This window comes from Bradyrhizobium sp. USDA 4451 (assembly GCF_054822585.1).
Map to the genome: position 1 here is coordinate 1900504 of NZ_JBTRCH010000001.1, position 26186 is coordinate 1926689.

22 protein-coding genes and 2 pseudogenes are annotated in these 26186 nt (G+C 65.4%); 3 read left to right on the forward strand and 21 right to left on the reverse strand.

Annotated features, from left to right (window positions below):
• The first annotated feature begins 3 nt into the window (after positions 1-3).
• A pseudogene (fabB, locus tag ACVMB0_RS08765) lies at positions 4-1228 on the forward strand (beta-ketoacyl-ACP synthase I).
• A gap of 84 nt (positions 1229-1312) precedes the next feature.
• A complete protein-coding gene (gene fabV / locus ACVMB0_RS08770; RefSeq protein ID WP_461345946.1) occupies positions 1313-2485 on the forward strand; it encodes an enoyl-ACP reductase FabV in 1173 nt (390 codons plus the stop codon).
• Positions 2486-2605: 120 nt separating this feature from the next.
• Here the strand turns inward: fabV and ACVMB0_RS08775 are convergent, their stop codons facing one another.
• The 11 genes and pseudogenes from ACVMB0_RS08775 to rimP form a co-directional block, all read right to left on the reverse strand.
• The gene (locus ACVMB0_RS08775) at positions 2606-3202 is read right to left on the reverse strand and encodes a glutathione S-transferase family protein (protein ID WP_461345947.1); all 597 of its coding nucleotides are present in this window, start codon (positions 3200-3202) and stop codon (positions 2606-2608) included.
• 116 nt (positions 3203-3318) lie between these two features.
• A pseudogene (locus ACVMB0_RS08780) lies at positions 3319-4054 on the reverse strand (superoxide dismutase).
• A gap of 193 nt (positions 4055-4247) precedes the next feature.
• Positions 4248-6404 carry a polyribonucleotide nucleotidyltransferase gene (gene pnp / locus ACVMB0_RS08785; protein WP_461349622.1) on the reverse strand — a complete coding sequence of 719 codons (2157 nt, stop codon included), beginning with the start codon at positions 6402-6404 and terminating at the stop codon, positions 4248-4250.
• Positions 6405-6415: 11 nt separating this feature from the next.
• Positions 6416-6679: a hypothetical protein gene (locus ACVMB0_RS08790; protein WP_461345948.1), complete on the reverse strand. Its 264-nt coding sequence runs from the start codon at positions 6677-6679 to the stop codon at positions 6416-6418.
• A 39-nt stretch (positions 6680-6718) separates the two neighbouring features.
• On the reverse strand, positions 6719-6988 hold the full coding sequence (rpsO, locus tag ACVMB0_RS08795; protein ID WP_066504937.1) for a 30S ribosomal protein S15: 270 nt from the start codon (positions 6986-6988) through the stop codon (positions 6719-6721).
• Between the two features lie 2 nt (positions 6989-6990).
• A complete protein-coding gene (gene truB, locus ACVMB0_RS08800) occupies positions 6991-8100 on the reverse strand; it encodes a tRNA pseudouridine(55) synthase TruB (RefSeq protein WP_456751175.1) in 1110 nt (369 codons plus the stop codon).
• On the reverse strand, positions 8097-8510 hold the full coding sequence (gene rbfA / locus ACVMB0_RS08805) for a 30S ribosome-binding factor RbfA (protein ID WP_461345949.1): 414 nt from the start codon (positions 8508-8510) through the stop codon (positions 8097-8099). Before rbfA ends, truB begins: the two co-directional genes overlap by 4 nt.
• A 174-nt stretch (positions 8511-8684) precedes the next feature.
• Positions 8685-11393 carry a translation initiation factor IF-2 gene (gene infB, locus ACVMB0_RS08810; RefSeq protein ID WP_461345950.1) on the reverse strand — a complete coding sequence of 903 codons (2709 nt, stop codon included), beginning with the start codon at positions 11391-11393 and terminating at the stop codon, positions 8685-8687.
• 109 nt (positions 11394-11502) lie between these two features.
• Positions 11503-12189 carry an RNA-binding protein gene (locus tag ACVMB0_RS08815; protein WP_461345951.1) on the reverse strand — a complete coding sequence of 229 codons (687 nt, stop codon included), beginning with the start codon at positions 12187-12189 and terminating at the stop codon, positions 11503-11505.
• Positions 12190-12204: 15 nt separating this feature from the next.
• A complete protein-coding gene (gene nusA, locus ACVMB0_RS08820; protein ID WP_461345952.1) occupies positions 12205-13821 on the reverse strand; it encodes a transcription termination factor NusA in 1617 nt (538 codons plus the stop codon).
• Positions 13822-13824: 3 nt separating this feature from the next.
• A complete protein-coding gene (gene rimP, locus ACVMB0_RS08825) occupies positions 13825-14613 on the reverse strand; it encodes a ribosome maturation factor RimP (protein WP_456751170.1) in 789 nt (262 codons plus the stop codon).
• A gap of 360 nt (positions 14614-14973) precedes the next feature.
• Between rimP and ACVMB0_RS08830 the strand changes: the two genes are divergently transcribed.
• Entirely contained in the window at positions 14974-16044 is a 1071-nt protein-coding gene (locus ACVMB0_RS08830; protein WP_461345953.1) for a DUF2336 domain-containing protein, read from the forward strand.
• Between the two features lie 260 nt (positions 16045-16304).
• Here ACVMB0_RS08830 and trmB read toward each other — a convergent pair whose 3' ends face one another.
• The 10 genes from trmB to ACVMB0_RS08880 all read right to left on the reverse strand — a co-directional run bounded on the left by trmB (position 16305) and on the right by ACVMB0_RS08880 (position 26181).
• Entirely contained in the window at positions 16305-17045 is a 741-nt protein-coding gene (gene trmB / locus ACVMB0_RS08835) for a tRNA (guanosine(46)-N7)-methyltransferase TrmB (RefSeq protein WP_461345954.1), read from the reverse strand.
• Positions 17042-18166, reverse strand: a complete 1125-nt coding sequence (locus ACVMB0_RS08840; protein ID WP_461345955.1) for a M20 family metallopeptidase — start codon at positions 18164-18166, stop codon at positions 17042-17044. Before ACVMB0_RS08840 ends, trmB begins: the two co-directional genes overlap by 4 nt.
• A 222-nt stretch (positions 18167-18388) precedes the next feature.
• Positions 18389-18805, reverse strand: a complete 417-nt coding sequence (locus ACVMB0_RS08845; protein ID WP_106321615.1) for a helix-turn-helix domain-containing protein — start codon at positions 18803-18805, stop codon at positions 18389-18391.
• 261 nt (positions 18806-19066) lie between these two features.
• Positions 19067-20680 carry an apolipoprotein N-acyltransferase gene (gene lnt / locus ACVMB0_RS08850; protein WP_461345956.1) on the reverse strand — a complete coding sequence of 538 codons (1614 nt, stop codon included), beginning with the start codon at positions 20678-20680 and terminating at the stop codon, positions 19067-19069.
• Positions 20677-21789 (reverse strand): hemolysin family protein, encoded by a 1113-nt coding sequence (locus tag ACVMB0_RS08855; protein WP_461345957.1) that lies wholly within the window; start codon positions 21787-21789, stop codon positions 20677-20679. Before ACVMB0_RS08855 ends, lnt begins: the two co-directional genes overlap by 4 nt.
• Before the next feature lies 1 nt (position 21790).
• A complete protein-coding gene (gene ybeY / locus ACVMB0_RS08860; protein WP_461345958.1) occupies positions 21791-22288 on the reverse strand; it encodes an rRNA maturation RNase YbeY in 498 nt (165 codons plus the stop codon).
• 68 nt (positions 22289-22356) lie between these two features.
• Entirely contained in the window at positions 22357-23427 is a 1071-nt protein-coding gene (locus ACVMB0_RS08865) for a PhoH family protein (protein ID WP_077231173.1), read from the reverse strand.
• Positions 23428-23432: 5 nt separating this feature from the next.
• On the reverse strand, positions 23433-24821 hold the full coding sequence (miaB, locus tag ACVMB0_RS08870) for a tRNA (N6-isopentenyl adenosine(37)-C2)-methylthiotransferase MiaB (protein ID WP_461345959.1): 1389 nt from the start codon (positions 24819-24821) through the stop codon (positions 23433-23435).
• A gap of 202 nt (positions 24822-25023) precedes the next feature.
• Positions 25024-25704: an HAD family hydrolase gene (locus tag ACVMB0_RS08875; RefSeq protein ID WP_461345960.1), complete on the reverse strand. Its 681-nt coding sequence runs from the start codon at positions 25702-25704 to the stop codon at positions 25024-25026.
• Between the two features lie 24 nt (positions 25705-25728).
• Positions 25729-26181, reverse strand: a complete 453-nt coding sequence (locus ACVMB0_RS08880; protein WP_456751158.1) for a Fur family transcriptional regulator — start codon at positions 26179-26181, stop codon at positions 25729-25731.
• Between the last annotated feature and the right edge of the window lie 5 nt (positions 26182-26186).

The following is a 26186-nucleotide window of genomic DNA, read 5'->3' on the forward strand; positions in this document are numbered from 1 at the left end:
AACATGAGGCGGGTTGTCATCACGGGGATGGGCATTGTCTCATCCATCGGTAACAACACCCAGGAAGTGCTTGCGAGCCTCTACGAGGCGAAGTCGGGCATTTCGCGCGCGGAGAAGGCTGCGGAACTCGGCTTCCGTTCGCAAGTTCACGGCGCGCCGACACTCAATCCCGCCGAGGTGATCGATCGCCGCGCGATGCGCTTCCTTGCCGAAGGCGCCGCCTGGAATCACGTTGCGATGGAGCAGGCGATCCGCGATTCCGGTCTCGAGGAGAACGAGGTCTCCAACGTCCGCACCGGCATCATCATGGGATCCGGTGGACCGTCGACGCGCACGCTGGTGGAGGCCGCCGACATCGCGCGCGCCAAGGGCCCGAAGCGCGTCGGTCCGTTCGCGGTGCCGAAGGGCATGTCGTCGACAGCGTCGGCGACGCTCGCGACCTGGTTCAAGATCAAGGGCGTGAACTACTCGATCTCCTCGGCCTGCGCGACGTCGAACCACTGCATCGGCAACGCCTATGAGACGATCCAGATCGGCAAGCAGGACGTCATCTTCGCCGGCGGCTGCGAGGAGCTCGACTGGACGCTGTCGGTGCTGTTCGACGCCATGGGCGCCATGTCCTCGAAATACAACGATACGCCGGCGACGGCCTCGCGCCCCTACGACATCAGCCGCGACGGTTTCGTGATCGCCGGCGGCGCCGGCGTCGTGGTGCTGGAAGAGCTCGAGCACGCCAAGGCGCGCGGCGCGCGGATTTACGGCGAGGTCGTCGGCTATGGCGCGACCTCGGACGGATACGACATGGTGGCGCCGTCAGGCGAGGGCGCCGAGCGCTGCATGCGCATGGCGATGTCGACGGTGAACACGCCGGTCGACTACATCAATCCGCACGCCACCTCGACGCCCGCCGGCGATCCGCCGGAGATCGAGGCGATCCGCAAGGTGTTCGGCACCGGCGACAAATGCCCGCCGATCTCGGCGACCAAGGCGCTGACGCGGCCATTCGCTCGGCGCCACCGGTGTGCAGGAGGCGATCTACTCGCTCTTGATGCTCAACAACGGCTTCGTCTGCGAGAGCGCGCACATCACCGAGCTTGATCCGGCATTCGCCGACATGCCGATCGTGCGCAAGCGCATCGACAACGCCAAGCTCGGCACCGTGCTGTCGAATTCGTTCGGCTTCGGCGGTACCAATGCCACGCTGGTGTTCAAGCGGCTTGATGCCTGATCCGGTTTCCATCTCCTCTCGCCCACGGCGCGGCGCCCGCGGGACGCGAGTGGGGACATTGCAACGATCCGAAATGGGGTGCGCATGATTATCGAACCGCGCGTGCGAGGCTTCATCTGCACGACGGCGCATCCGGTCGGTTGCGCCACCAACGTCCGCGAACAGATTGCCTATGTCCTCAAGCAGGGCCCGGTTGCCGACTGCCCGAAGCGGGTCGCCGTGCTGGGCTGCTCAACGGGCTATGGTCTTGCGAGCCGCATCGTCGCGACCTTCGCCGGCGGCGCCGATACGATCGGCGTGTCGCTGGAGCGCGAGCCTTCGGAAAAAAGAAGCGCCAGCGCCGGCTGGTACAACAATCGCGCCTTCGAGATCGAGGCCGAGAAGATCGGACGGTCGCCGCTCACGCTGGAGGGGGACGCCTTCTCCGACGAGCTGAAGAAGGACTTCATCGAGCGCGTGCGCGAAAAATTCGACCAGCTCGATCTGCTGGTCTACAGCATGGCCGCGCCGGTCCGGACCGATCCGGACACCGGCAAGACCTATCGCTCGGTGATCAAGCCGCTCGGCGCCCCGGTCGAGATCAAGACGCTCGACACCGAGACCGGCGAGGTGTTCCAGACCACGCTCGAGCCGGCGAACGAAGAGCAGACCGCGGCGACCGTCGCGGTGATGGGCGGCGACGACTGGAAGCGCTGGATCGATCAGCTCGCCGATGCCGGCGTGCTGGCGCCGGGCTTCCGCACGCTCAACTACACCTATATCGGCAGCGAGCTGACCTGGCCGATCTACTGGAACGGCACGCTCGGCCGCGCCAAGGTCGATCTCGACAGCAAGGCGGAAGCGATCCGCGGCCGGCTCGGTGCGGAAGCCGCCCGCGTCGTCGCGCTGAAGGCCGTGGTCACTCAGGCGAGTTCGGCCATTCCGGTGGTGCCGCTCTATGGCACCGTGCTGTTCAAGGTGATGAAGCAGCTCGGCCTGCATGAAGGCTGCATCGAGCAGATCGACCGCCTGTTCCGCACCCGTCTCGGCAAGGACGTCGCGCTCGATGACGCGCAGCGCATCCGGGTCGATGACTGGGAGCTCTCGCCGGAAGTGCAGACCGAAGTATCGCGGCGCTGGCCGCTGCTCACCACCGAGACGCTCGGCGAATTGGCCGATCTCGGCGAATACAAGAGCCAGTTCCTGCGCCTGTTCGGCTTCGGTATCGACGGCGTCGACTATAGCCAGGACGTCGATCCGCGCGTGGTGCCGGGTTAGGCCGTTCGGAAAACCCCTGCTTCGTAGCCCGGATGGAGCGAGGCGCAATCCGGGGACTTCTTTCGCAGAGGGATTATCCCGGATTACGCTGCGCTTCATCCGGGCTACGCGACGACAAGCTCACCCCGCCGCGATCTTCTCTGCGCGCTGGAACGCGGGCCGCGCCACGCAGCGGTCGATATAAGCGTCGAACGACGGCCGCGGCGGCACCATCTTGAACACCCGCACCGCAAAGTTCAGCCCCGCGCCGATCGCGATGTCGGCGGCGGAGAACTGGTCGCCGAGGATCCACGGCCCCTTCTGCAATTCGGCGTCGAGCACGTCGAACACCTGTGCCGCACTGCCCCATGATGCGGTGCTGGCCGGCACTTCGAGCTTGGTGAAGAGCTGGATCAGCGCCGGCTCGATGCAGCTCGGCGAGAAGAACAGCCACTGCAGATAGCGTGCGCGCTTCGGGTCGGTGGCGGCCGGCGCGAGTTTCGTCTCGGGATAGCGGTCGGCGATGTAGGCGCAGATCGCCGCCGCCTCGGCGAGCTCCGCCGCGCCGTCGGTCAGTGCAGGCACCTTGCCCATCGGATTGATCCTGAGAAAGTCGGGCGACTTCTGCGCGCCGGTGCTGATGTCGGTCAGCACCCGTTCGTAGGGCAGGCCGGATTCTTCCAGCAGCCAGATCGCGGAGAACGAGCGCGAGCGCGGCGACCAGTACAGCTTGATCATGGATTAGCCTCCGACATCCGGTTTGGTTTCTTATCTTCAAGACAAGGAGCTCCGCGAAGGGTCTCGCGGAGCTTCAAATCTAACGCAGCTGTTCGCACCCAGCGAGCCTTACCGGCTCATACCCCGAGCGTGCCGGCCTTGGCTGCGGCATAGCGCTCGGCCACCGCTTTCCAATTCACGGTGTTCCACCACGCCTTGAGGTAATCGGGCCGGCGGTTCTGGTAGGTCAGATAGTAGGCATGCTCCCAGACGTCGTTGCCGAGCAGCGCGCGCTTGCCGTCCATGATCGGGTTGTCCTGGTTCGGCCGTGTCTCGATCGCGAGCTTGCCGTCCTTGCTGACCGTGACGAACACCCAGCCGGAGCCGAACACGCGGCCGCCGGCGGCGTTGAAATCGGTCTGGAATTTCTCCATGCCGCCGAGGTCACGATCGATCGCGGCCAGCACTTCGCCGTCCGCCTTGCCGCCGTTCGGTCCCATGATCTGCCAGAACATCGTGTGGTTGGCGTGGCCGCCCATGTTGTTGCGCACGCCGGTGCGGATCGCCTCCGGCACGCTGCCGAGATTGGCGAGCACCTCGATGACGGGCTTCTCGGCGATCTGCGGATTGTCCTTGGCGAAAGTGTTGAGGTTGGTGACGTAGGCCTGATGATGCCGGTCGTGATGGATCTCCATCGTCCTGGCATCGATGTGGGGCTCCAGCGCGTCGGTCGGATAGGCCAGCGGATCGATCTTGAACGGTCCGGCCGGAGCCTGCGTCGCGGCCTGCGCGAATGCTGCGCGCGACGAGGCGGCGGGCCGCGGCGATGCCGGCTGTTGCAATGATCAAGTGGCGTCGGGACATCGAGGGCATCGTCATTCTCCATGCTGGTAAGCGTCCTGATGTTAGGCGCAACTTGTGAACGGGTTCCAACAGTGTCGGTCACAATGCCGGGTCAAAACCGCGCACGCCGATCAGCGGGGATTGAGTTGCGTTCGATCTCAAAAGCAAAAGGGCGGCCACTTGGGCCGCCCTTTCGTCATGATCAGTTCGCAGTCGGTTTGGCTTACTCGCCGGCGGCTTCGCGCGGCGCCGGGGCTTCGCTCTTCTGCTTGGCCTCGAGGTCCTCGCCGGTCTCCTGGTCGACCGCCTTCATCGACAGGCGGGTCTTGCCGCGGTCGTCGAAGCCGAGCAGCTTGACCTTGACCTTGTCGCCTTCCTTGACGACGTCGGAGGTCTTCTGCACGCGGTTGGCCGCGAGCTGGCTGATGTGGACGAGGCCGTCCTTGGCGCCGAAGAAGTTCACGAACGCGCCGAACTCCATCACCTTGACGACGGTGCCCTCGTAGATCTGGCCGACCTCCGGATCGGAGGCGATCGACTTGATCCACTTGATCGCAGCCTTCATCGCCTCGCCGTCATTGGAGGCCACCTTCACGGTGCCGTCGTCCTCGATGTTGACCTTGGCGCCGGTCTTCTCGACGATCTCGCGGATCACCTTGCCGCCGGTGCCGATCACTTCGCGGATCTTGTCGGTGGCGATCTTGAAGGTCTCGATGCGCGGCGCGTATTCGCCGAGCTCGGCACGGGCCGCGGTCAGGGCCTTGGACATCTCGCCCAGGATGTGGATGCGCCCTTCCTTGGCCTGGCCAAGCGCAACCTTCATGATCTCCTCGGTGATGCCCTCGATCTTGATGTCCATCTGGAGCGAGGTGATGCCCTGGTCGGTGCCGGCGACCTTGAAGTCCATGTCGCCGAGATGATCCTCGTCGCCGAGGATGTCCGACAGCACCGCGAAGCGCTGACCTTCGAGGATCAGGCCCATGGCGATGCCGGCGGTCGGCCGCTTCAGCGGCACGCCGGCGTCCATCAGCGACAGCGAGGCGCCGCAGACCGAGGCCATCGAGGACGAGCCGTTCGACTCGGTGATCTCCGAGACCACACGGATCGTGTACGGGAACTCGTGGTGCGGCGGCAGCACCGGATGGATCGCGCGCCAGGCGAGCTTGCCGTGGCCGATCTCGCGGCGCTTGGTGCCGCCGAGGCGACCGGTTTCACCGACCGAGTAAGGCGGGAAGTTGTAGTGCAGCAGGAAGGTTTCCTTGTAGGTCCCCGACAGCGCGTCGATGTACTGCTCGTCCTCGCCGGTGCCGAGCGTGGTCACCACCATCGCCTGGGTCTCACCGCGGGTGAACAGCGCCGAGCCGTGGGCGCGCGGCAGCACGCCGGCTTCGGCGATGATGTTGCGCACGGTCTTGACGTCGCGGCCGTCGATGCGCTTGCCGGTGTCGAGGATGTTCCAGCGAACGATCTTGGCTTCCAGCTCCTTGAACACGGCGGCGACCCGGAGCTTGTCGTATTTCGGCTCCTGGCCTTCCGGGAAGAAGTGCGCCAGCACCTTCTCCTTGACGGCGCCGACCGCGGCATAGCGTTCCTGCTTGACCGGGATCGCATAGGCCTTGCGCAGCTCCTGCTCGGCGATGCCGAGCATCTCCTTCTCGATCTCGGAATTGTCGATCGTGGTGACTTCGCGCGGCTCCTTGGCGGCCTTCTCGGCGAGCTCGATGATCGCGTTGATCACGGGCTGGAAGTGGCGGTGGCCGAACATGACCGCGCCGAGCATCACGTCTTCGTTGAGCTCCTTGGCTTCCGATTCGACCATCAGCACGGCGTCGGCGGTGCCGGCGACGACGAGGTCGAGCTGGGTCTCGGTCATCTCGTCGAGCGTCGGGTTGAGCACGTATTCGTCATTGGCGAAGCCGACGCGCGCAGCGCCGATCGGGCCCTTGAACGGTGCGCCCGACAGCGTCAGGGCGGCGGAGGCGGCGACCAGCGAGACGATGTCCGGATCGTTCTCCATGTCGTGCGACAGCACGGTGACGATCACCTGGGTCTCGTTGCGCCAGCCGTCGACGAACAGCGGACGGATCGGGCGGTCGATCAGGCGGGAGACCAGCGTCTCCTTCTCGGTCGGACGGCCTTCGCGTTTGAAATAGCCGCCGGGAATGCGGCCCGCGGCGTAGGTCTTTTCCTGATAGTCGACCGTGAGCGGCAGGAAGTCGACGCCCTCGCGCGGCGCCTTCGCCGCGACGACGGTGGCGAGCACCACGGTCTCGCCATAGGTCGCCATCACGGCGCCGTCGGCCTGGCGGGCGATCTTGCCGGTTTCAAGTTTGAGGGGACGTCCACCCCAGTCGATCTCGACGGAATGCGAATTGAACATTTCGGTTTCTTTCATGGTTTCACGAAAGCACGGCGGCCCGAAGCACAAAGACCATGCCAAGACGGCGAGACACTGATGCGCTTGGTGCGATCAGCATCCGGCGATCCTGCCATGGTCCCTGGATTTCGGATGGCGTCCATCCTTTCGGTCATCTGGGCATCTTGCCCGGTCCAGCGGCCGGATTGCTGCTGGACGCTAGTGTGCATGGCGATCGCCATGCGGTTGCGCATGATCATCTTTCGACAATTCGAAAGCCCGAGTTCACGGACGACCATGCGAAAACGCGCGCGAACCTCGCGCGCGTGCTTCTCAAATCAACGACGGATGTTGTGCTTTTCGAGCAGCGCCTTGTACCGCGCCTCGTCCTTGCGCTTGATGTAGTCAAGCAGGGAGCGACGCGTCGACACGAGCTTCAGGAGGCCGCGGCGTGAATGGTTGTCCTTCACATGGCTCTTGAAGTGCTCGGTGAGGTTATTGATGCGTTCCGACAGGATCGCGACCTGAACCTCGGGCGAGCCGGTGTCGCCGGCTTTGGTGGCATTCGTCTTGATGACTTCCGCTTTGCGTTGCGCGGTAATCGACATCGTCAGTTACTTTCATTGTTGCGAGCCGGACCGGCAGTCAGTCCGTTCAGGTTGAACACGCGCTTGGGGATGAGTTCGCCATTGCCAATTTCGGCAAGCGCGAGAAGTCGGCCTGCCACCGTGACATAGACTGTGCCGCTCGTATTGGGCGCATCCCGTCCGCGCAACAAAACGGCCTGGCCCCTGTGGAGCCTTGCCGCATCAGCCCGTGTGACGGCCAGTGCCGGGATGTCGTCCAGCGCGGTCTCAACGGGCAAAAGCGCGTCGGCGAGGCTGCCCTCGCCAGACGCGGCTCTATTGCACAAAGCCTCCAACTGTTCCAGCGGAATCATGTCCGCTTCGGTAAACGGACCGACCAGGGTCCGCCGCAGGGCGCAGATATGGCCGAAACAGCCCAGAATCCGGCCCATATCGCGGGCCAGGGCCCGGACATAGGTTCCCTTGCCGCACTCGGCCTCGAACACGGACTGGCCGTTATCTCCATGTTCTACAAGGGTTAATTCGTGAATTTCGACCGGGCGGGGCTTCAGTTCCACGGTCTCGCCGTCGCGCGCCAGATCGTAGGCCCGCTCACCCTGGACCTTGATCGCCGAATATTGCGGCGGGATCTGCTCGATGACCCCGGTGAAGCGCGGCAGCAGCTCGCGGATCGAAGCGGCGGTCGGCCGGTTCTCGCTGGTCCGGACCGGCCGGCCCTCGGTGTCGTCGGTGTCGCGCTCCTCGCCCCAGGCCACCGTGAAGCGATAGCGCTTGCGGCCGTCCATCACGAACGGCACGGTCTTGGTGGCTTCGCCGAGTGCGATCGGCAGGCCGCCGGAGGCGAGCGGATCGAGGGTGCCGGCATGGCCGGCGCGCTTGGCCTGGAACAGGCGCTTGAGCACGGCGACCGCCTGGGTCGAGGTCATCCCGATCGGCTTGTCGAGCACCACCCAGCCATGGACGTCGCGCTTGTCGCGGCGCGGCTGCTGGTTCTGCTTGCCCTGCTTCTGGCGCGGGTCGTTGTTGGTGCGGCGCGCATCGTCGCTGCGCTGCCCGGCAAAGGCATCCCGCTCAGCGTCGCGCGCGGCGGCATCCTTCGCGTCGATAACGCTGTTGGTCGTCATCACAGTCATTCCTCGTCGTCCGAATCGGGTGCAAGGTCTCGCTGCACCGCAGGTGTCCGCAATAGTTTCTCGATGCGCTCCGCCTCGTCGAACCGCTCGTCGACGCGGAAGCGAATGTCGGGTGCAAATTTCAGGTTGACGCGATGCGCGATCTCGCCGCGAAGGAACTTCTTGTTGCGCTCGAGCGCCGCGATCACCGTGTCGGTGTCGCGGCCGCCGAGCGGCATCACATAGATCGTCGCGAGCTTCAGGTCCGGCGACATACGCACCTCGGGAACGGTGATGATGTGGCCTTCGAGATCGGGATCGTGGACCTCACCCTGCGACAGAATCCCGGCAACCGCATGGCGAACCGTTTCACCGACGCGCAGCTGACGTTGTGAGCCGCCGGGGCCGGAACTCTTCTTTTGACGGGGCATGACCTTTTTCCAAAACCGTAGCGCCCGCAGGCCGTGGCCGCGGGCATCAATGTCCTGACTTTGCTTTCAATCGGGCAATGCGCGGGTGGCCAGACCAAAGTCCGGCCACACCGTCGCATCTTCAGCTAAATGGACCCAACGCTTAGTAAGATCTGCGCTTCGTAAGATTTGGACTTACAGAGAGCGCTGGATCGTTTCGATGCGGTAACACTCGATCACGTCGCCGACACGCATGTCGCCGTAGTTCTCGAATGCCATGCCACACTCCTGGCCGGCGACCACTTCCTTCACTTCATCCTTGAAGCGCTTCAGCGTCGACAGCTTGCCTTCGTGCACCACGACGTTGTCGCGGATCAGGCGAACGTTGGCGCCGCGTTCCACGGTGCCGTCGGTGACGCGACAACCCGCGACCTTGCCGACCTTGGAAATGTTGAACACTTCCAGAATCTGCGCGTTGCCCAGCATGGTTTCGCGCAGCGTCGGCGCGAGCAGGCCGGACATCGCCTTTTTGATGTCATCCACCAGGTCGTAGATGATGTTGTAATAGCGGATCTCGATGCCGTTGCGCTTCGCCGCGGCGGCCGCTTCCTTGTTGGCGCGGACCGAGAAGCCGATGATAGCGGCGTTGAAGCCTTCCGCCAGCGTGACGTCGGACTCCGAGATGCCGCCGACGCCGGCATGCAGGATGCGGGCGGCGACTTCGTCGGTGCCGAGCTTCTCCAGCGAGCCCAGGATCGCTTCCAGCGAGCCCTGCACGTCGGCCTTGACGATCAGCGGGAACTCCTTGCGGCCCGCGGTCTTCAGCTGCGACATCATCTGCTCGAGCGAGCCGCGCATGCCGGAGATCGAGGCGGCGGCGTTCTCGCGCTTCTGGTGTGCGCGGTAGCTTGTGACCTGGCGGGCGCGGGCTTCGTTCTCGACCACGGCGAGACGGTCGCCGGCTTCCGGCGGGCCGTTGAAGCCGAGCACCTCGACCGGCACGGACGGACCGGCCTCTTCGAGATTCTCGCCCTGGTCGGAGATCAGCGCGCGGACGCGGCCCATCTCGGCGCCGGCCACGATGATGTCGCCGATCCGCAGCGTGCCGCGCTGCACCAGCACGGTTGCGACCGGGCCGCGGCCGCGATCGAGCTTGGCTTCGATCACGGTGCCTTCCGCCGGACGCTGCGAATTGGTCTTCAGGTCGAGGATTTCGGCCTGCAGCGCGATCATCTCGAGCAGGCGATCGAGATTGGTCTTGTTCTTGGCCGAGACCTCGACGTCGACGACGTCGCCGCCGAGCGATTCGACTTGCACCTCGTGCTGCAGCAGTTCGGTGCGCACGCGTTCGGGCCGCGCATCCGGCTTGTCGATCTTGTTGATCGCCACGATCATCGGCACCTTGGCCGCCTTGGCGTGGTTGATCGCCTCGATCGTCTGCGGCATGACGCCGTCATCGGCCGCGACCACCAGCACGACGATGTCGGTGACCTTGGCGCCGCGGGCGCGCATCGCGGTGAACGCGGCGTGGCCGGGCGTGTCGATGAAGGTGATCTTGGTGCCGCTTTCGGGCGACAGCACCTGATAGGCGCCGATGTGCTGGGTGATGCCGCCGGCTTCGCCGGACACCACGTTGGCGTGGCGCAGCGCGTCGAGCAGCGAGGTCTTGCCGTGGTCGACGTGACCCATGACGGTGACCACGGGCGAACGCGGCTCGGTGTCGGTGGAATCGTCGACGACGTCGAACAGGCCTTCTTCGACGTCGGACGCGGCGACGCGCTTGACGCTGTGGCCGAGCTCTTCGGCGATCAACTGCGCGGTGTCGGCGTCGATCACGTCGGTGATCTTGTGCATCGCGCCCTGCTTCATCAGCATGCGGATGACGTCGACCGCGCGCTCCGACATGCGGTTCGCGAGTTCCTGGATCGTGATCGCTTCAGGGATGATGACTTCGCGAACCAGCTTTTCCTTCTGCTCGTTCGACGCATGGCCCTTCAGCCGCTGGGTGCGGCGGCGGAACGAGGCGATCGAACGCTCGCGCACGTCGTCGACGTTGAGCGCGGTGGTCACGGTCAGGCGGCCGCGCTGCTTCTGCGGGCCGGGCTTGTGGGTGGTCTTCGGCGCTGCGGCCGGGCGCACGACGCCGCCGGGGCGGCGTACCAGGCGCGGACCTTCATCCTCGTCGGCCTCGGCGGCAACGGCCGGCGGCCGACCCGGGGCGGGCGTGCGCGCAGCAGGCGTTGTGGTCGTCGCCGGCCGCGCTGCGCCGGGCGCACGGGCGGCCGGAGCGGAGCCAGGCGCGGCTGCGGCCGGCCTGGCCGGTGCAGCAGCGCCGGGCGCAGCGCCAGGCTTGGCCTCGCCTTCGCCGAAGCGGCGCTTGGCCTCGACCTCAGCCTTGCGCTTGGCTTCTTCCTCGTGGCGGTGACGTTCCTCTTCCGCCTTGCGGCGGGCCTCGGCGGCCTCGCGCTCTGCCTTTTCGGCAGCCTCGCGGACGGCACGGCGCTTGGCTTCCTCTTCGGCCTGGCGACGCTCCTCGATGTCACGCTGCCGCGCATCGGCCAGCGCGCTGGCGCGCGCGGAACGCTCGTCTTCGGTCAAGGTCGGCAGCACCACGCCGGAGCGGGTGTTGCGTTGCTGCTGGCCGGGCGGCGGACCTGAGGGACGGCCGAGCGGCGGCTTCGGCGCAGGTGCCGCGGGCTTTGCAACCACGGGTTCCGGCGCATGCGCCTCACCGGGGCCATCGCCCCCGATGCGGCGCTTGCCGCGCTTCTCGACCACGACCTGCTTGGTCCGGCCGTGGCTGAAGCTCTGGCGCACGGTGCCCGTCTCGACGCGCGGCTTCAGCGACAACGTCTTGCTCGGGACACTCAGAGTCTTGTCGCCAGGGGTCTTGGTATCAACCATTCAGCAGTCCTAATCTCGTTTCGCTGTGCGTTTGCCGCACAAATCCTTCAATGCGTCGTTCTTCTGCTGAGCATGATCCGGTCGGAAAGACGGCGTCCGCCTTCCTGGATCAGGCTCTGGAATTTCTGGCCGCTTCGGCGGTCTTGTCGTCGTCGGCCATCCGGTATCGGACCAGCATCTGGCAGCGCGACAGGAACGTCTTGCTCGCCGGGCCCGCGAGCAGCGCAGCATGTATCACATTTGACCGCCCAAGTGCCAAATCCAATTCGTCCGACGTCAAAACATTGACGACGGCGATTACCGCCGATTCACCACGTTTTCCGCCCCTTTGCCTGAGGATCGCGTCCAATTTGCGGATTCCGTCCGCGGCGCCGTCCGAAGCGTGGATCAGGGCTGCAGTTTCGTTCCGGTTGAGTGCGTCCTCGACCTTGCCGAAGCCCGCAACGACCTGACCGGCCTTGGCGGCCATCGCCAGGGCCTCGGTGACGCTGCGCACCAGGAGGGTCTCGGTGTCGGCGGGAAGGGTCGGCGCGACGCGGACATCGCGCTTGAATCCCTTGCTAAATTGGTGACGGCGGACCGCTTCCGCAACGCTGCGCCGCGACGCGGAAAGCCATAATCCGCGGCCGGGCAGCTTGCGCTTGAGGTCGGGGATCACCTCGCCCGTGGGCGAGACGACGAACCGGATCAGCTCGTCGAGCGGGCGCACCTCGCGGCTGACCGCGCACATCCGCGTGGTCGCGGACTTCGGTGTCCGCGGCCCATCGTCGAGATCGGGGTCAGCCTGAGCGAGCATCCGTAGGCCATCTCCTTACGAGGCCGCTGTTTCAGCTTCGGCGGCGTCGGCCTCTTCGGCCGGCTTGGCGAGGTCGGCCTCGGTGATCCAGCCGGCCTTCAGGCGGGCCTGCATGATCATCGCCTCGGCCTCGTCGCGCGAGATCTCGATGCCGTCGAGGAACCCGGCATGCTTGGTCGGCTCGCCGCCTTCCTTGCGCTCGGTCCAGCCGACCAGATCGTCGGTGGCGCAGCCGGCGAGGTCTTCGACGGTCTTCACGTCGTTCTCGCCGAGCTTGACCAGCATCTTGCCGGTGATGCCGGGCACGTCCTTCATGGCGTCCTCGACGCCGAGTTCCTTGCGCTTGGCTTCCAGTTCGGCCTCGAGCTGTTCCAGGTACTCGCGGGCGCGGGTCTGCAGCTCGTTGGCGGTCTCCTCGTCGAAACCCTCGATGCCGGCGAGTTCCTTGACGTCGACCAGCGCGAGTTCCTCGACCGAGGTGAAGCCTTCGGAGGCGAGCAGCTGGCCGACCACTTCGTCGACATTGAGCGCTTCCATGAACACGCGGGTCGAGTTCTCGAAGTCGGCCTGGCGGCGCTCCGATTCCTCCTGCTCGGTCAGGATGTCGATGTCCCAGCCGGTCAGCTGCGAAGCGAGGCGGACGTTCTGGCCGCGGCGGCCGATCGCCAGCGACAGCTGGTTGTTGGTGTCGGGAACCACGACCTCGATGCGCTCGCGCTCTTCGTCGATCACGACCTTGGCGACTTCGGCCGGCGCCAGCGCGTTGACGACGAAGGTCGCGATGTCGGGCGACCACGGAATGATGTCGATCTTCTCGCCCTGCAGCTCGTTGACCACGGCCTGCACGCGCGAGCCGCGCATGCCGACGCAGGCGCCGACCGGATCGACCGAGGAATCGCGCGAGATCACGCCGATCTTGGCGCGCGAGCCGGGATCGCGGGCGACCGCCTTGATCTCGACGATGCCGTCATAGATTTCCGGCACTTCCTGCGCGAACAGCTTCGCCATGAACTGCGGATGGGTGCGCGACAGGAAGATCTGCGGACCGCGGGTCTCGCGGCGGACGTCGAAGATATAGGCGCGGACGCGGTCGCCGTTGCGGAACACTTCGCGCGGCAGCATCTCGTCGCGGCGCACGATCGCCTCGCCGCGGCCGAGGTCGACGATCACGCTGCCATATTCGACGCGCTTGACGATGCCGTTGACGATGTCGCCGATGCGGTCCTTGAATTCCTGGTACTGCCGGTCGCGCTCGGCCTCGCGCACCTTCTGCACGATCACCTGCTTGGCGGACTGCGCGGCGATGCGGCCGTATTCCAGCGGCGGCAGCGTGTCGGCGATGGTGTCGCCGACCTGGGCGCCGGGATTGGCGCGCTGCGCATCGTGCAGCGAAATCTGGTTCGACGAGTTCTCGACGACATCGACCACCAGCATGTGGCGGGTCAGCCGCAGCTCGCCCTTCTTGGCGTCGATCTCGGCATGGACGTCGGTCTCGCTGCCGTAGCGGGCACGCGCCGCCTTGGCGATGGCGTCTTCCATCGCCGCGATCACGATGGAGCGGTCGATCGACTTTTCGCGCGCAACTGCGTCTGCGATCTGCAGCAGTTCGAGTTTGTTGGCGCTGACTGCCATGGCTTAGTCTCCTTCGAATGGATCGATCTCGCCACGGCGCGCGCGCTCGGCGGCCAGGCGGTGCTTTTTGGTGTTGGTCGGTGCCGGCTTCTTGCCGGGCTTGTGATCGGACTTGTGATCGGACCTGGGTTTCGGCTTTTGGCTCTTCGCAGGATCGCTGTTCCTGGCGTGGGCCGGTTGCGGCGGCGCCAGCCCGAGCTCGCGGCGCAGCTCGCGCTCTGCGGCCTTGCCGCGGCGCATCGATTCCGCGATCAGCTCGTCGGTCAGCACCAGCCGCGCGTCCGAGATGTCTTCCATCACCAGCAAGACCTCGGCGTCCTCGGTGGGACGGGGATCGTCACGCCTGATACGCACTGCGTTGTCTTCGACGCCGGCGAGCAGGCCGCGGAACCGCTTGCGGCCCTGATGCGGCACCGCCATCTCGATCTTCACGAGATGGCCGGTGTAGCGCTCGAAGTCGGAGCGGCGCACCAGCGGGCGGTCGATGCCGGGCGACGAAATTTCCAGCCGGTAGGCGCGCTCGATCGGATCGGCGACGTCGAGCACCGGCGACAGCGCGCGCGAGATCGCCTCGCAATCCTCGAGCTGCATCGAGCCGTCCGGCCGTTCCGCCATGATCTGCACGGTGCAGCCGGCGTCGCCCGAGACCTTGATGCGCACCAGGCGATAGCCCATGCCCTGCAACACCGGGACGGCGACCGCAGCGACGCGCGCCGCGACCCCGGGCTCGACGACGAGGCGCGGCTCGGCGAGCAATTCGGTGTCCACGGGCGTCGCAGTCGGATCGGTCATATCCAGTGTCAAAGGCTGTCTAGGCTTAAAGGCTGCTAGGTCTAAGTCTGCTGAGGTCTGTTGTGTTGTTCAGGTGGCCTTAAGGGGCCGCTAACGCTACCCAAACCGGACCCGGCCTCGCTGGGTCCCGTCAGGTAATAAAAAAGAGCGGGTCCCGGGGGGCCCACTCTCCTACGCGATCGTATGAGATACCATAAGTTGCGCTGGATATAGCTCTTTTGCCGGGCTCCGGCAAGGCCTCCCGGCTCCGCCGAACGCGATTTTGCGGCTTCCCGGGGCTCGATACGATCTAACCCTCCGTTTACGAACGGGGTCATAGATTGCCGAAAATCGGCAGAAGTCGCCGGTTGGACAAGGCCCATGACGACAGCCCCTGCGCTGATCCCGGAACTCGACGACATCGTCCGTCGCGGCGACCCCAAGCGCCGTGCCGATGCCGCGCGGCGGCTCGGCGAGCTGTTCCTGCAGGGCGCCCAAAGCTTCCGTCCCGATCATATCGACCTGTTCGACGGGGTGCTGACCAGCCTGGTGCCGCATGCCGAGCTTGCGGCGCGGATCGATCTTGCCGAACGGCTCGCACCGCTCGCCAATGCGCCGCGGCGTCTGGTCGGGCAACTCGCCCGCGAGGACGAGGTCGCAGTCGCAGGGCCGGTGCTGCGCCGCTCGCCGGTGATCGACGACAAGGTGCTGGTCGAGATCGCCAATGCCAAGGGTCAGGGCCATCTGCTTGCGATGGCCGAGCGGTCGAAGCTTTCGAGCGCGCTGACCGACGTGCTAGTCCGTCGCGGCGACCGCGATGTGATCCGATGCGCGGCAGGCAATGCCGGCGCTGCGTTCTCCGACGTCTCCTTTGCGACCATGGTGCGCCGCGCCAGCCAGGACGGCGTGCTGACCCTGCGGATCGGCCGCCGTGACGACCTGCCGCCCGAGCATCTGAAGGGCCTGCTGGCGGGCTCGATCGACGTGATCCGCCGCCGCCTGCATATCGTCGCCAAGCCGGAACGACAGGCCGAAATCAAGCTGGCGCTGAGCGAGATCGAGGGCGGCGTCGCGCAGGTCGAGGGCCGCGATTTCGCGGCTGCGCAGCGCACGATCCTGGCGCTGCATCGCGCCGGCGGATTGAACGAGGCGGCGGTGGCAGGCTTCGCGAAGGCCTTCAAATACGAGGAATGCGTCGCGGCCATCGCCGCGATGACCAGTGTGAAGATCGTCACGCTCGATCGCCTGATCTCCGGCGACCGCTACGATCCGATCCTGATCGCCAGCAAGACGATCGGCTTCGAATGGCCGACCGTGCGTGCCCTGATCCTGATGCGGCTCGGGCCAAACCGCGTGCCGTCGCCGGCCGATATCGAAGGCGCGCGGGTGAATTTCACGCGCCTGATGCCGTCAACCGCGCAGCGCGTCGTGGAGTTCTGGAAGTCGCGGTAGTTCAATCGTCAGCATTTAAACCCGTCATCCTGAGGAGCGCCGCAGGCGCGTCTCGAAGGATGCACGGCCGTGCTGGTGGCCGTCGACCCTTCGAGACGGCCGCTTTGCGGCCTCCTCAGCATGACGGATCACAATTCACGGATTGTGCGGCTACAGCGTGAGCGCGGCTCGCGTAGCGAGAGTCCGGAATCCATTTATCCTCGAACAATGTGGCCCAATGGATTCCGCCCTCGTGCTTCGCACGCCCGGGAATGACGGCATCAAGGCAAGCGCTTGAATCTCAAATACGCCGCCTTGCGTCCTTCGCGCTCGGCCTTGGCGCCGTAGCGCGTCATGGTGTAGTGCGGCCACGGCTCAAGCCAGTCGATCGCGCGCTCGGCGAGCCAGGTGAAGTCGGGCGCGCGCATCAGATGCGCGAGCGTCCAGGCGCAGTAATCGTCGATGTCGCTGACGAAGCGGAATTCGCCGCCCGGCGGCAGCAATCGTGTCATCGCAGCGACCGTCGCATCCTGTACGAAGCGCCGCTTCCAGTGCCGCCGCTTCGGCCACGGGTCGGGATGGATCAGGTCGATGCGCGCAAGCGAACGTGCTGGCGCCCAGGCCAAGAGCTCGGCCGCATCGCCCGCGAACAGGCGGATGTTGCCGAGATTGTGCGCCTCGATCTGGGTCAGGATCTTCGCCATCCCGTTGACATAGGGCTCGCAGCCGATGAAGCCGGTCGCCGGAAATGCCTGTGCCTCCGCGATCAAATGCTCGCCGCCGCCGAAGCCGATCTCGAGCCGGACAGCCTCGATGCCGTCATCGAATAATTCCGTCAGCGTCTCCGGCGCCGGCATCGAGATGTCGACCGACAGATGCGGCAGCAGCGTGTCGATCAGGTCGGCCTGGTGCGGGCGCAGCTTGTGGCCCTTGCGCCGCCCGAAGAACGAGCCGCGCGAATGAGCCGCCGCGCCGTCATCAGGGGACTCGCGATCGTCGGTGTCGTTCGGAGCCGGGGTCATCGCAGCGTCTGATAGAGTCGGTGCAGCAGCCGCGCGCGCGGCGCGATCGACGAGACGTAGAGCTGCTCATAATGGGTGTGCGCACCTTTGCCGTCGACCCCGAGGCCGTCGAGAGTCGCGGTGTGCGGCGCGGTGAAATTGCCGTCGGAACCGCCGCCGGTGAAGACGTCGATCAGCTCGAAGCCGAGTTCGGCGGCAAGCCCCTTGGCGTGTTCGTAAAGTGCGGCGCCGGCATTGCTTTTCTCATAGGGCGGACGGTTCAGTTCGCCCGTCACCTTCACGGTGACGCCCTCGGTGCGTGAGGTGATCCCGAGGATCTTCGGCACCAGCTCGTCGGCGTCGGCCATGGTCGGCACGCGCAGATCGACTTCCGCATAGGCCTCTTCGGCGATCACATTCGGCTTGGTGCCGCCGCGGACCACGCCGACATTGACGGTGATGCCGCGCTTGAGGTCGTTCATCGCCTCCAGTGCCAGGATCACATGGCCGAGTTCCCGTATCGCGCTGCGGCCGTCCTCGGGGCGCGTGCCGGCATGTGCCGGCGCGCCCGTGATGTTGACGTCGAAGCGCGCCACGCCCTTGCGCCCGGTGACGATCTTGCCGCCGTCGCGCGCGGGCTCGGTCACCAGCACGTATTTGGCCTTGCGGCCCTCGGCCTCGATCAGCGCCCGCGAGGTCGGGCTGCCGATCTCCTCGTCCGAGACGTAGAGCTGGGTGATGCCGAGCGGCGGGCGCGCATCTTCGGCGCAGATCTGCCGGAACGCATGATAGGCGAGGTAGGCGCCGCCCTTCATGTCGTAGATGCCCGGACCGAACGCGCTGTCGCCTTCGATCCTGAATGGTAACCGTTCGATGAATCCCATCGGATGGACTGTGTCGAGATGGCTCAACACCAGAATGCCCGGCGCGTCCTGCCCCCAGGACGAGCGCGCGACCAGATGATCGCCGCAGCCATCGCGTCCCGCAATGCGCTCGACCGTGGCCGGCAGGTCGCGATAACCGGCCGCGACGAGATCGGCCAGCTTATTGACCTGATCCGGCCGCTCGGTCGGAGACTCGATCTCGACCCAGCGGCGGATGCCGTCGAGGATGTCGGCGGTTTCGAACGGGTTGCTGGACATGCTGTTGTCGTCGCCTGTGAATTTGGCCTGTGAATTCGCCTTGTCATTCAGCACACGCGCTGACGCCTGATCCGGAAAAGCGCTAAAGCGGTTTTCCGAAAAGATCATGCTCAAACAGGGAGCTAAGCGCGATGACGCCTTAACCTGCCTCATCGCAAATTAGCGCGCGCCGGAATGACATATGCCAGATTTGGCGATCGCTCAAACGGATATGGGGCCGAATCAGACCTGTTCGGCGGCCTCGCGCGCCGCGATCTGCTCGACCAGTTCGACGATGCTGCGGCGGAGCTTGGCGTCCGCGATCCGCGTGAAGGCGCGAGTCAGGGCCAGGCCTTCGGCGGTCGCCAGAAAATCCGAGACGTAGGTCGGCGAGGAGCCCTCGCCGAAGCCGTCGGCGGTCTTGACGCCGCTCGGGCCGCCGTCGAACAGGAAGGAGACCGGCACTTGCAGGATCTCGGAGATCTGCTGCAGCCGGCTGGCGCCGACACGGTTGGTCCCCTTCTCGTATTTCTGCACCTGCTGGAACGTCAGGCCTAACGCCTCGCCCAGTTTTTCCTGGCTCATGCCGAGCATGATGCGTCGCATGCGGACGCGGCTGCCGACATATTTGTCAACAGGATTGGGCGCTTTGGTGGACATCTCCAACTCTCCTAGGGGATTGCGCGCCCGTGGATGAGGCAAGTTGGAAGGGGAGTATGCCTCAGGCGCCGGTGCCGTCAAATCCTGCAAGGAGGATCGGGACAAAATGCGGACAATTTGCGCAAAGGGGCTGACTTGGCTTGTGATTTCGCGTGGACCCGTACAATGCGAAGTGCACGGTCGATCTGTCAACTAGTGGAATCGCGCAGAGGTAAATTTCGACGTTTTTTCGGGTTCGCGACAACCGGCGATATGCAGCGGTCAGGCTTTTCGCCTGACAAAACGCCTTCGCAATACGATTGCGAGGGCAACCAACACAATTACAGCGGCGGGGACGTTGCCGACACGCGCATAGATCGTCGGCGCGATGGCCGCCGGCAGGCCGGCGTCGAGCACCCCTTCGATGCCGAGCCCGAGTTGCGCGACGATCCGGCCGAGCGGGTCGACGATGGCCGAGATGCCTGTATTTGCGGCGCGCACCAGCGGCAGGCCTTCCTCGATCGAGCGCATCCGGGCCTGTTGCAGATGCTGATAGGGGCCGGTCGAGATCCCGAACCAGCCGTCATTGGTGACGTTGACGATCCAGCCGGGACGATCGTCGCGGCTCACGACATTGCCGGGGAAGATCGCCTCGTAGCAGATCAAAGGCAGTGCGCGCGGCGCATTGGGAATGTCGAGCGTCCGGCGGATCGTCCCGGGAATGTAGCCGCCCTGCACCTTGGTGAGCTGCACGAAGCCAATCTTCTCCATCCAGTCCTGGAACGGCAGATATTCTCCAAAGGGGACAAGGTGAAGCTTGTCGTAGACCGCGAGCACACTGCCGTCGTGGTCGATGACGTAGATGGAATTATATGCTCGTGTGATGCGGACATTGGGCGGCAGATCGGGCGCGCGCACCGAGCCGGTGATCAGCACGGTTCCCTTCGGCAAGAGGTCGGCGATCTGCGCCATCGCGTCGGCTTCCTTGGTCAGGAAGAACGGAAACGCGGATTCCGGCCAGATCAGGATGGTGGAATCGCTCACGCCGGTGGCGTGCGGCCCGGACGCACGATCCGACAATGTGAGATATTTCTGCATCACCGCCGCCTTGGCGGAGTAGTTGAACTTGGCATCCTGCTGCAGATCGGGCTGCATGATGCGGAGCTTGACGCCGTCGACCATGGTGGTCGGCTCTCGCGCCAGCCGGACTGTGCCGAACCCCAGCATCGCGACGAGAACCAGCGCCGCGGCGGCCGGCGCACGCCATGGCTTGCGGCCGCGCGAGGCGCCGTCGATCAGCACGGCCGGGCTTGCGAAGATCGCGACAGTCAGGAACGTCATTCCCCACAGTCCGATCAGCGACGCGGTCTGTGCCAGCGCCAGCGGTTCGGTCAGCGCATAGCCGAACGCATTCCACGGGAAGCCGCTCAAGAGATGGCCACGCAGCCATTCCGAAATCGTCAGGCTGACCGCCAGCGCCAGCACGCGCGAGGCGTCACGCGGCCAGATCAGCCGCGCCAGTGCGAAGCCGAACGCGGTGAACAGCGCGAGATAGGCCGGCAGGCCGAGCACCGCGAACGGCGTCAGCCAGGCGAACGTGTCGGCGTCGACGAAGAAGGCATAGCCGATCCAGTACAGTCCCGGCACGAAATAGCCGAGGCCGAACCAGAAGCCGCACAGCGCCGCGGCGGGCAGTCCGCGCCAGCGCCCGGCGGCGCTGCCGTCGATCAGCCAGACCGCGATGGAAAAGGTCAGGAACAGCAACGGCCAGGCATTGAACGGCGCCATCGCCAGCGAGGACAGCGCACCGGCCGCGAGCGCGAGCACGGCGCGCTTCCATCCCCAGGTCAGGATGACGGCAAGGCCGATCGATCGGAGCCGGTCGGAGAGCCTCACTGCGGTCCGGCTCCCTCGCCGGGCGGCGGCATGTTGTCATTCGCCTGCGGGTTTCCGGAGTCGGGGGCCTGCTCGCGGCGCCGTTCGCGTTCCTTGCGCGGCGCCGGCCGCTCCTTGCGCGTCGTGATGCGGACGCGCTTGACCCGCCGCGGATCGGCGTCGAGCACCTCGACCTCGTAATTGCCGGGCCCCGAGATCACCTCGCCGCGCACCGGCAGGCGGCCGACGAACGACACCAGATAGCCGCCCAGCGTCTCGACCTCCTCGCCGGCCTCGCCGATCACGAAATCCTCGCCGATTACAGAACGGACATCGTCCAGGCTTGCGCGCGCGTCGGCGATGAAGGAGTTGTCGGGCTGGCGGACGATCGACGGCGGCTCGTCGGAATCGTGCTCGTCGTCGATCTCGCCGACGATCTGCTCGACAATGTCCTCGATCGAGACCAGCCCGTCGGTCCCGCCATATTCGTCGACCACCAGCGCGAGATGGATGCGCGAGGCCTGCATCTGCGCCAGCAGGTCGATCGCGCGCATCGATGGCGGGATGTAGAGCAGCTTGCGGATGATGTTGGCGTCCGCCAGCGGCAGCGCGAGATCGACGCTGCGCAGGTCGAGGCCCGCGGGAAAAGGCTTCTTGCGCTTGGTCTTGGTCGCTTCGGTGACGCGCGCCTTCGCGGTCATGAAAGCGAGCAGGTCGCGGATGTGCACCATGCCCTCGGGGTCGTCGAGGGTTTCGTTGTAGACGACCAGCCGCGAGTGCGCCGCGCTCTCGAACAGGCTCATCAATTCGCCGAGCGGGATGTCACGCTTGACCGCGACAATGTCGGCGCGGTGCACCATGACGTCGGCGATCCGCCGCTCGTTCAGCGACAGGATGTTGCGCAGCATGGTGCGCTCGATCGCCGAGAAGCCGACGTCGTCGGGCGTCGAGGCGTCGAGCACCACCTGCAGATCGTCGCGCACCGAGCCGGCCTTCCAGCCGAACAGGGTGCGGATCGCGCGAACCAGCCAGCCCTCGGCCGCCGGGCGCTGCAGCTCGCCCTCATGCACCACCGCGGGCAGGTTGCTCACGTTGCGCGGATTGTCGTGGGTCGGTTCGGAGTCCGGCATGTCAGGCGGTCCGATCCGCATAGGGGTCGGGAATGCCGAGGGAGGACAGGATCTCGCGCTCGAGCGCCTCCATGTCCTCGGCATCGTCGTCGTTCTCGTGGTCGTAACCGATCAGGTGCAGGAAGCCATGCACCGCGAGATGGCTCAAATGATGGTCGAACGGTTTCTGTTCCTCATCGGCCTCCCGCCGCGTCGTCTGATAGGCGATCGCGATATCGCCGAGCATGCGCGGGGCATCGTCGGGGCCGCCGGGCCCCTCCGGCTGCAAGGCCGGGAACGACAACACGTTGGTCGGCTTGTCGATGCTGCGCCAGTTGGCGTTCAGGGTGCGGATGCTGGCATCGTCGGTCAGCATCACCGCAAGCTCGGCGCCGGCGACATCGGCGTCGGCGATCTCGGCGGCAGCCTCGATGGCGCGGTGAATCACCGCGTCGGCTTCGGGCTCTGCCTGCCAGCATTCGGCGGTGACGAGAACCTCGGTTGCAGGAAAAGCAGACACGTTGGTTTCAAAATCTGCGTTATGGCCGGAACCCCCGTCGTGCGGGCTCGCGGCCGAAGCTATTGGGCTCAAGATCTGGCGTTTGCCGGCTTTTGCGGCAATCCCTCATAGGCGGCCACGATGCGCGCCACCAATTCGTGGCGGATGACGTCTTCGGCCTTGAAATGCACCTGCGCGATGCCCTCGACTCCGTCGAGCAGCTTCACGGCTTCCGTGAGTCCGGAAGCCTGGCCATGCGGCAGGTCGACCTGCGACGGGTCGCCGGTGACGATCATCCGGCTGTTCTCGCCGAGACGCGTCAGGAACATCTTCATCTGCATCGTCGTGGTGTTCTGCGCCTCGTCAAGGATGATGGCGGCATTGGTCAAGGTGCGGCCGCGCATGAAGGCGAGCGGCGCGATCTCGATCTCGTTGCCCTGCAGCGCGCGCTCGACGACGCGGGCATCCATCAGATCATACAGGGCATCATAGATCGGGCGCAGATACGGATCGACCTTCTCCTTGAGGTCGCCGGGCAGGAAGCCGAGCCGCTCGCCGGCCTCGACCGCGGGCCGCGTCAGGATGATGCGATCGACCTCCTTGCGCTCGAACAGCTGCGCGGCATGGGCGACCGCGAGCCAGGTCTTGCCGGTACCGGCCGGGCCGATGCCGAACACCAGCTCGTGCCGCTTCAGCGCGCGGATGTAGGAATCCTGCGCCGCGGTGCGGGCGCGCACCGGACGCTTGCGCAGATTGATAGTCTCGAAGGTCGGCTTCGCCGTCTTGTTGTCGAACTCGAACAGCGAGCCCTGCGCGATCACGGCGCGGATCGCGCCCTCGACTTCGCCCTGATCGAGGTCGTGTCCCTCGACGGCCTGCGCATAGAGCGTCTCGAGCACGCGCCGCGCCGCGTCGCAGCCGTCGCGGGAGCCTGCGATGGTGAGATGATTGCCGCGGGAATCGACCACGACGCCAAGCCGGCGCTCGATCAGCGCGAGATTCTGTCCGTAGGGGCCGACCAGCGCGGATGCGGCACGGTTGTCGTCGAAATCGATAACGACCTGAGTTTCAGGGGGCCGGGTCTCAGGTGGCATTTGCATGTCGCGGTCAGGTTTGCGGCTGGGAGCGAGCGAAGACGAATCCGATGCGCTTTTTGGCAAGGATTTCAGGCTCCAATGGTCTGCGAAATGAGGCCGGGTGCTGCCGGCGTCGCAAGCTCGCCGATCAGGCTGTAGCGCTCGAGGCTGTCGATCCGCACCGAGCGGACCTGGCCGATAATGTCAGGCGAGGCCATCACATGGGCGGGCTGCAGATAGGCGGTGCGGCCGACGATCTGGCCCGGATTGCGCGCCGCGCGCTCGAACAGCACATCGACCGTTGTGCCAATCGCAGCCCGGTTGAAGGCCGATTGCTGGCTGTCGATCAATTCCTGAAGCCGCCCCAAGCGCTCGTCCATCTCGGCTGCTGACACCGTCTCCCGCATCTCCGCCGCCGGCGTGCCCGGCCGTGGCGAATACTTGAATGAATATGCCGCAGCGTACCCGATTTGCGTGACAAGCGCGAGAGTGGCGGAAAATTCTTCCGCGCTCTCTCCGGGGAAGCCCACGATAAAATCTGATGAAAAAGCAATGTCTTGCCGTGCAGCCCGGAACCGGTCGATGACGCGCCGGTAGTCATCGGCGGTATGCTTGCGGTTCATGGCGGCAAGGATCCGGTCCGACCCCGACTGCACCGGCAGGTGCACGAACGGCATCAGTCCGGGCAGGTCGCGGTGCGCCGCGATCAAATCGTCATTCACATCGCGCGGATGGCTGGTGGAATAACGCAGCCGGATGACGCCGGGAATTGCGGCAAGCCGCTGCAACAATTTGCCGAGCGACCAGATGCGGCCGTCGGGGCCTTCGCCGTGATAGGCGTTGACGTTCTGTCCGATCAGCGTGAACTCGCGCACGCCGTTGTCGGCGAGCTGCTTCACATCGTCGATGATCTTGCCGACCGGACGCGAGACTTCGGCGCCGCGTGTATAGGGCACCACGCAGAAGGTGCAGAACTTGTCGCAACCTTCCTGCACCGTGACGAAGGCGGAGATGCCGCGGGCACGGATCGCATCGGGCTTCGGCTGCGGCAGGAAGCCGAACTTGTCCTCGATCGGAAACTCGGTTTCGAGCGCGCGGCCGTTTTCCCTGGCGCGCTTCAACAGCTCCGGGAGATGATGATAGCTCTGCGGCCCGACCACGATGTCGACGGTCGGCGCCCGCTGGATGATCTCGGCGCCTTCGGCCTGCGCGACGCAGCCGGCGACCGCGATCTTCATCTCGCGGCCCGCCCGCGCCGCCTCCTCCTTGGCAACGCGGAGTCGGCCGAGTTCGGAATAGACCTTCTCCGATGCCTTCTCGCGGATGTGACAGGTGTTGAGGATCACGAGGTCGGCGTCTTCGGCGCTCGCGGTCTCGACAAAGCCCTCGCCGGCCAGCGTGTCGACCATGCGTTGCGCATCGTAGACATTCATCTGGCAGCCATAGGACTTGATGTGCAGCTTGCGCGGCGTCGTCATGGAACCCTGAGCGCGAAAATGGAAACGGCGCCATCCGGGCGCCGGGGCTCAAATATAGCCTAAACCGGCGAAAATCCAGCTTATTGGGTGTCATTCCAGGATGGTCCGAAGGACCAGACCCGGAATCTCGAGATTCTCGGTGCGCAATTGCGCACCTGAGGGTTCGATGCTTCGCATCGCCCCGGAATGACGGGGGTGAGGCTCAGCGAGCGAGCGCCGTGGCACCAATCCGGGCGATCAAATCGGGCAATTGACGCATATCGGCGAAGGTCACGGTCGCGCCGGCCTGGCGCAGCATGGCCTCGTGTTCCGCCGTGCAATGGCTGCCGCCGTAAAAACCGAGCACGGTCATTTCGGCGGCGCAGGCGCCGGTGACGCCGGCCACGCTGTCCTCGATCACGACGCAGCGCGAAGGGCTCGCGCCCATCTGTTCGGCGGCGAACAGGAAGAGATCGGGCGCCGGCTTGCCGCGCTTGACCTGGGTGGCTGAGAAAATATGCGGCGCCAGCTGGTCGTATAGCCCGGCGCAGGTCAGGCCGTGATGGATCTTTTCCGGCGTGCCGCTGGAGGCCACGCATTTCGGCAAGGTCAGCGCGGCGATCGCGTCGCCGACATGCGCGATCGCATTGAGATCGTCTTTATATAAACTCAGTGTCGCGTGCTTGACCTCGGCCTCGAACGTCTCGGGCAGCGCGCGGCCGATCTCGCTCTCCACGAGCCGCCGCGCCTCGCGGTCGGACACGCCGAGGAAGCGCTTCAGCACGCCGTCGGGTGTGATCGGAAAACCGTGCCGCGTCAGCGTGTCCGCATGGGCGCGACAGGAGATCACCTCGCTGTCGACAAGCACGCCGTCGCAATCGAAGATGACGAGATCGAAGCTCATGGTGCGATGATGGGCAGCACGCGCCTACGGCTTGCTGTCGTCGTCGAGCGGCACGCAATACAGCTCGAGCCGGTGATCGACCAGCTTGTAGCCGAGCTTGCGTGCGATCTCGGCTTGCAGCTTCTCGATTTCCTCGGAGGTGAATTCGATCACCTTGCCGTCGCGCAGGTTGATCAGATGGTCGTGATGGCTCTCGGGCATCTGCTCGTAGCGGGCGCGGCCCTCGCGGAAGTCGTGGCGCTCGATGATCCCTGCATCCTCGAACAGCTTGACCGTGCGATACACCGTCGAGATCGAGATCTTGTCGTCGACCGCGACGCAGCGGCGGTACAGCTCCTCGACGTCGGGATGATCCATGGCCTCCGCCAGCACCCGCGCGATCACGCGGCGCTGTTCGGTCATGCGCATACCGGTCGCGGCGCAGCGCGCCTCGATGCCGGTATTCTTTTGCGCAGGCGTGATTTTCACCGTCGTCATTGGTC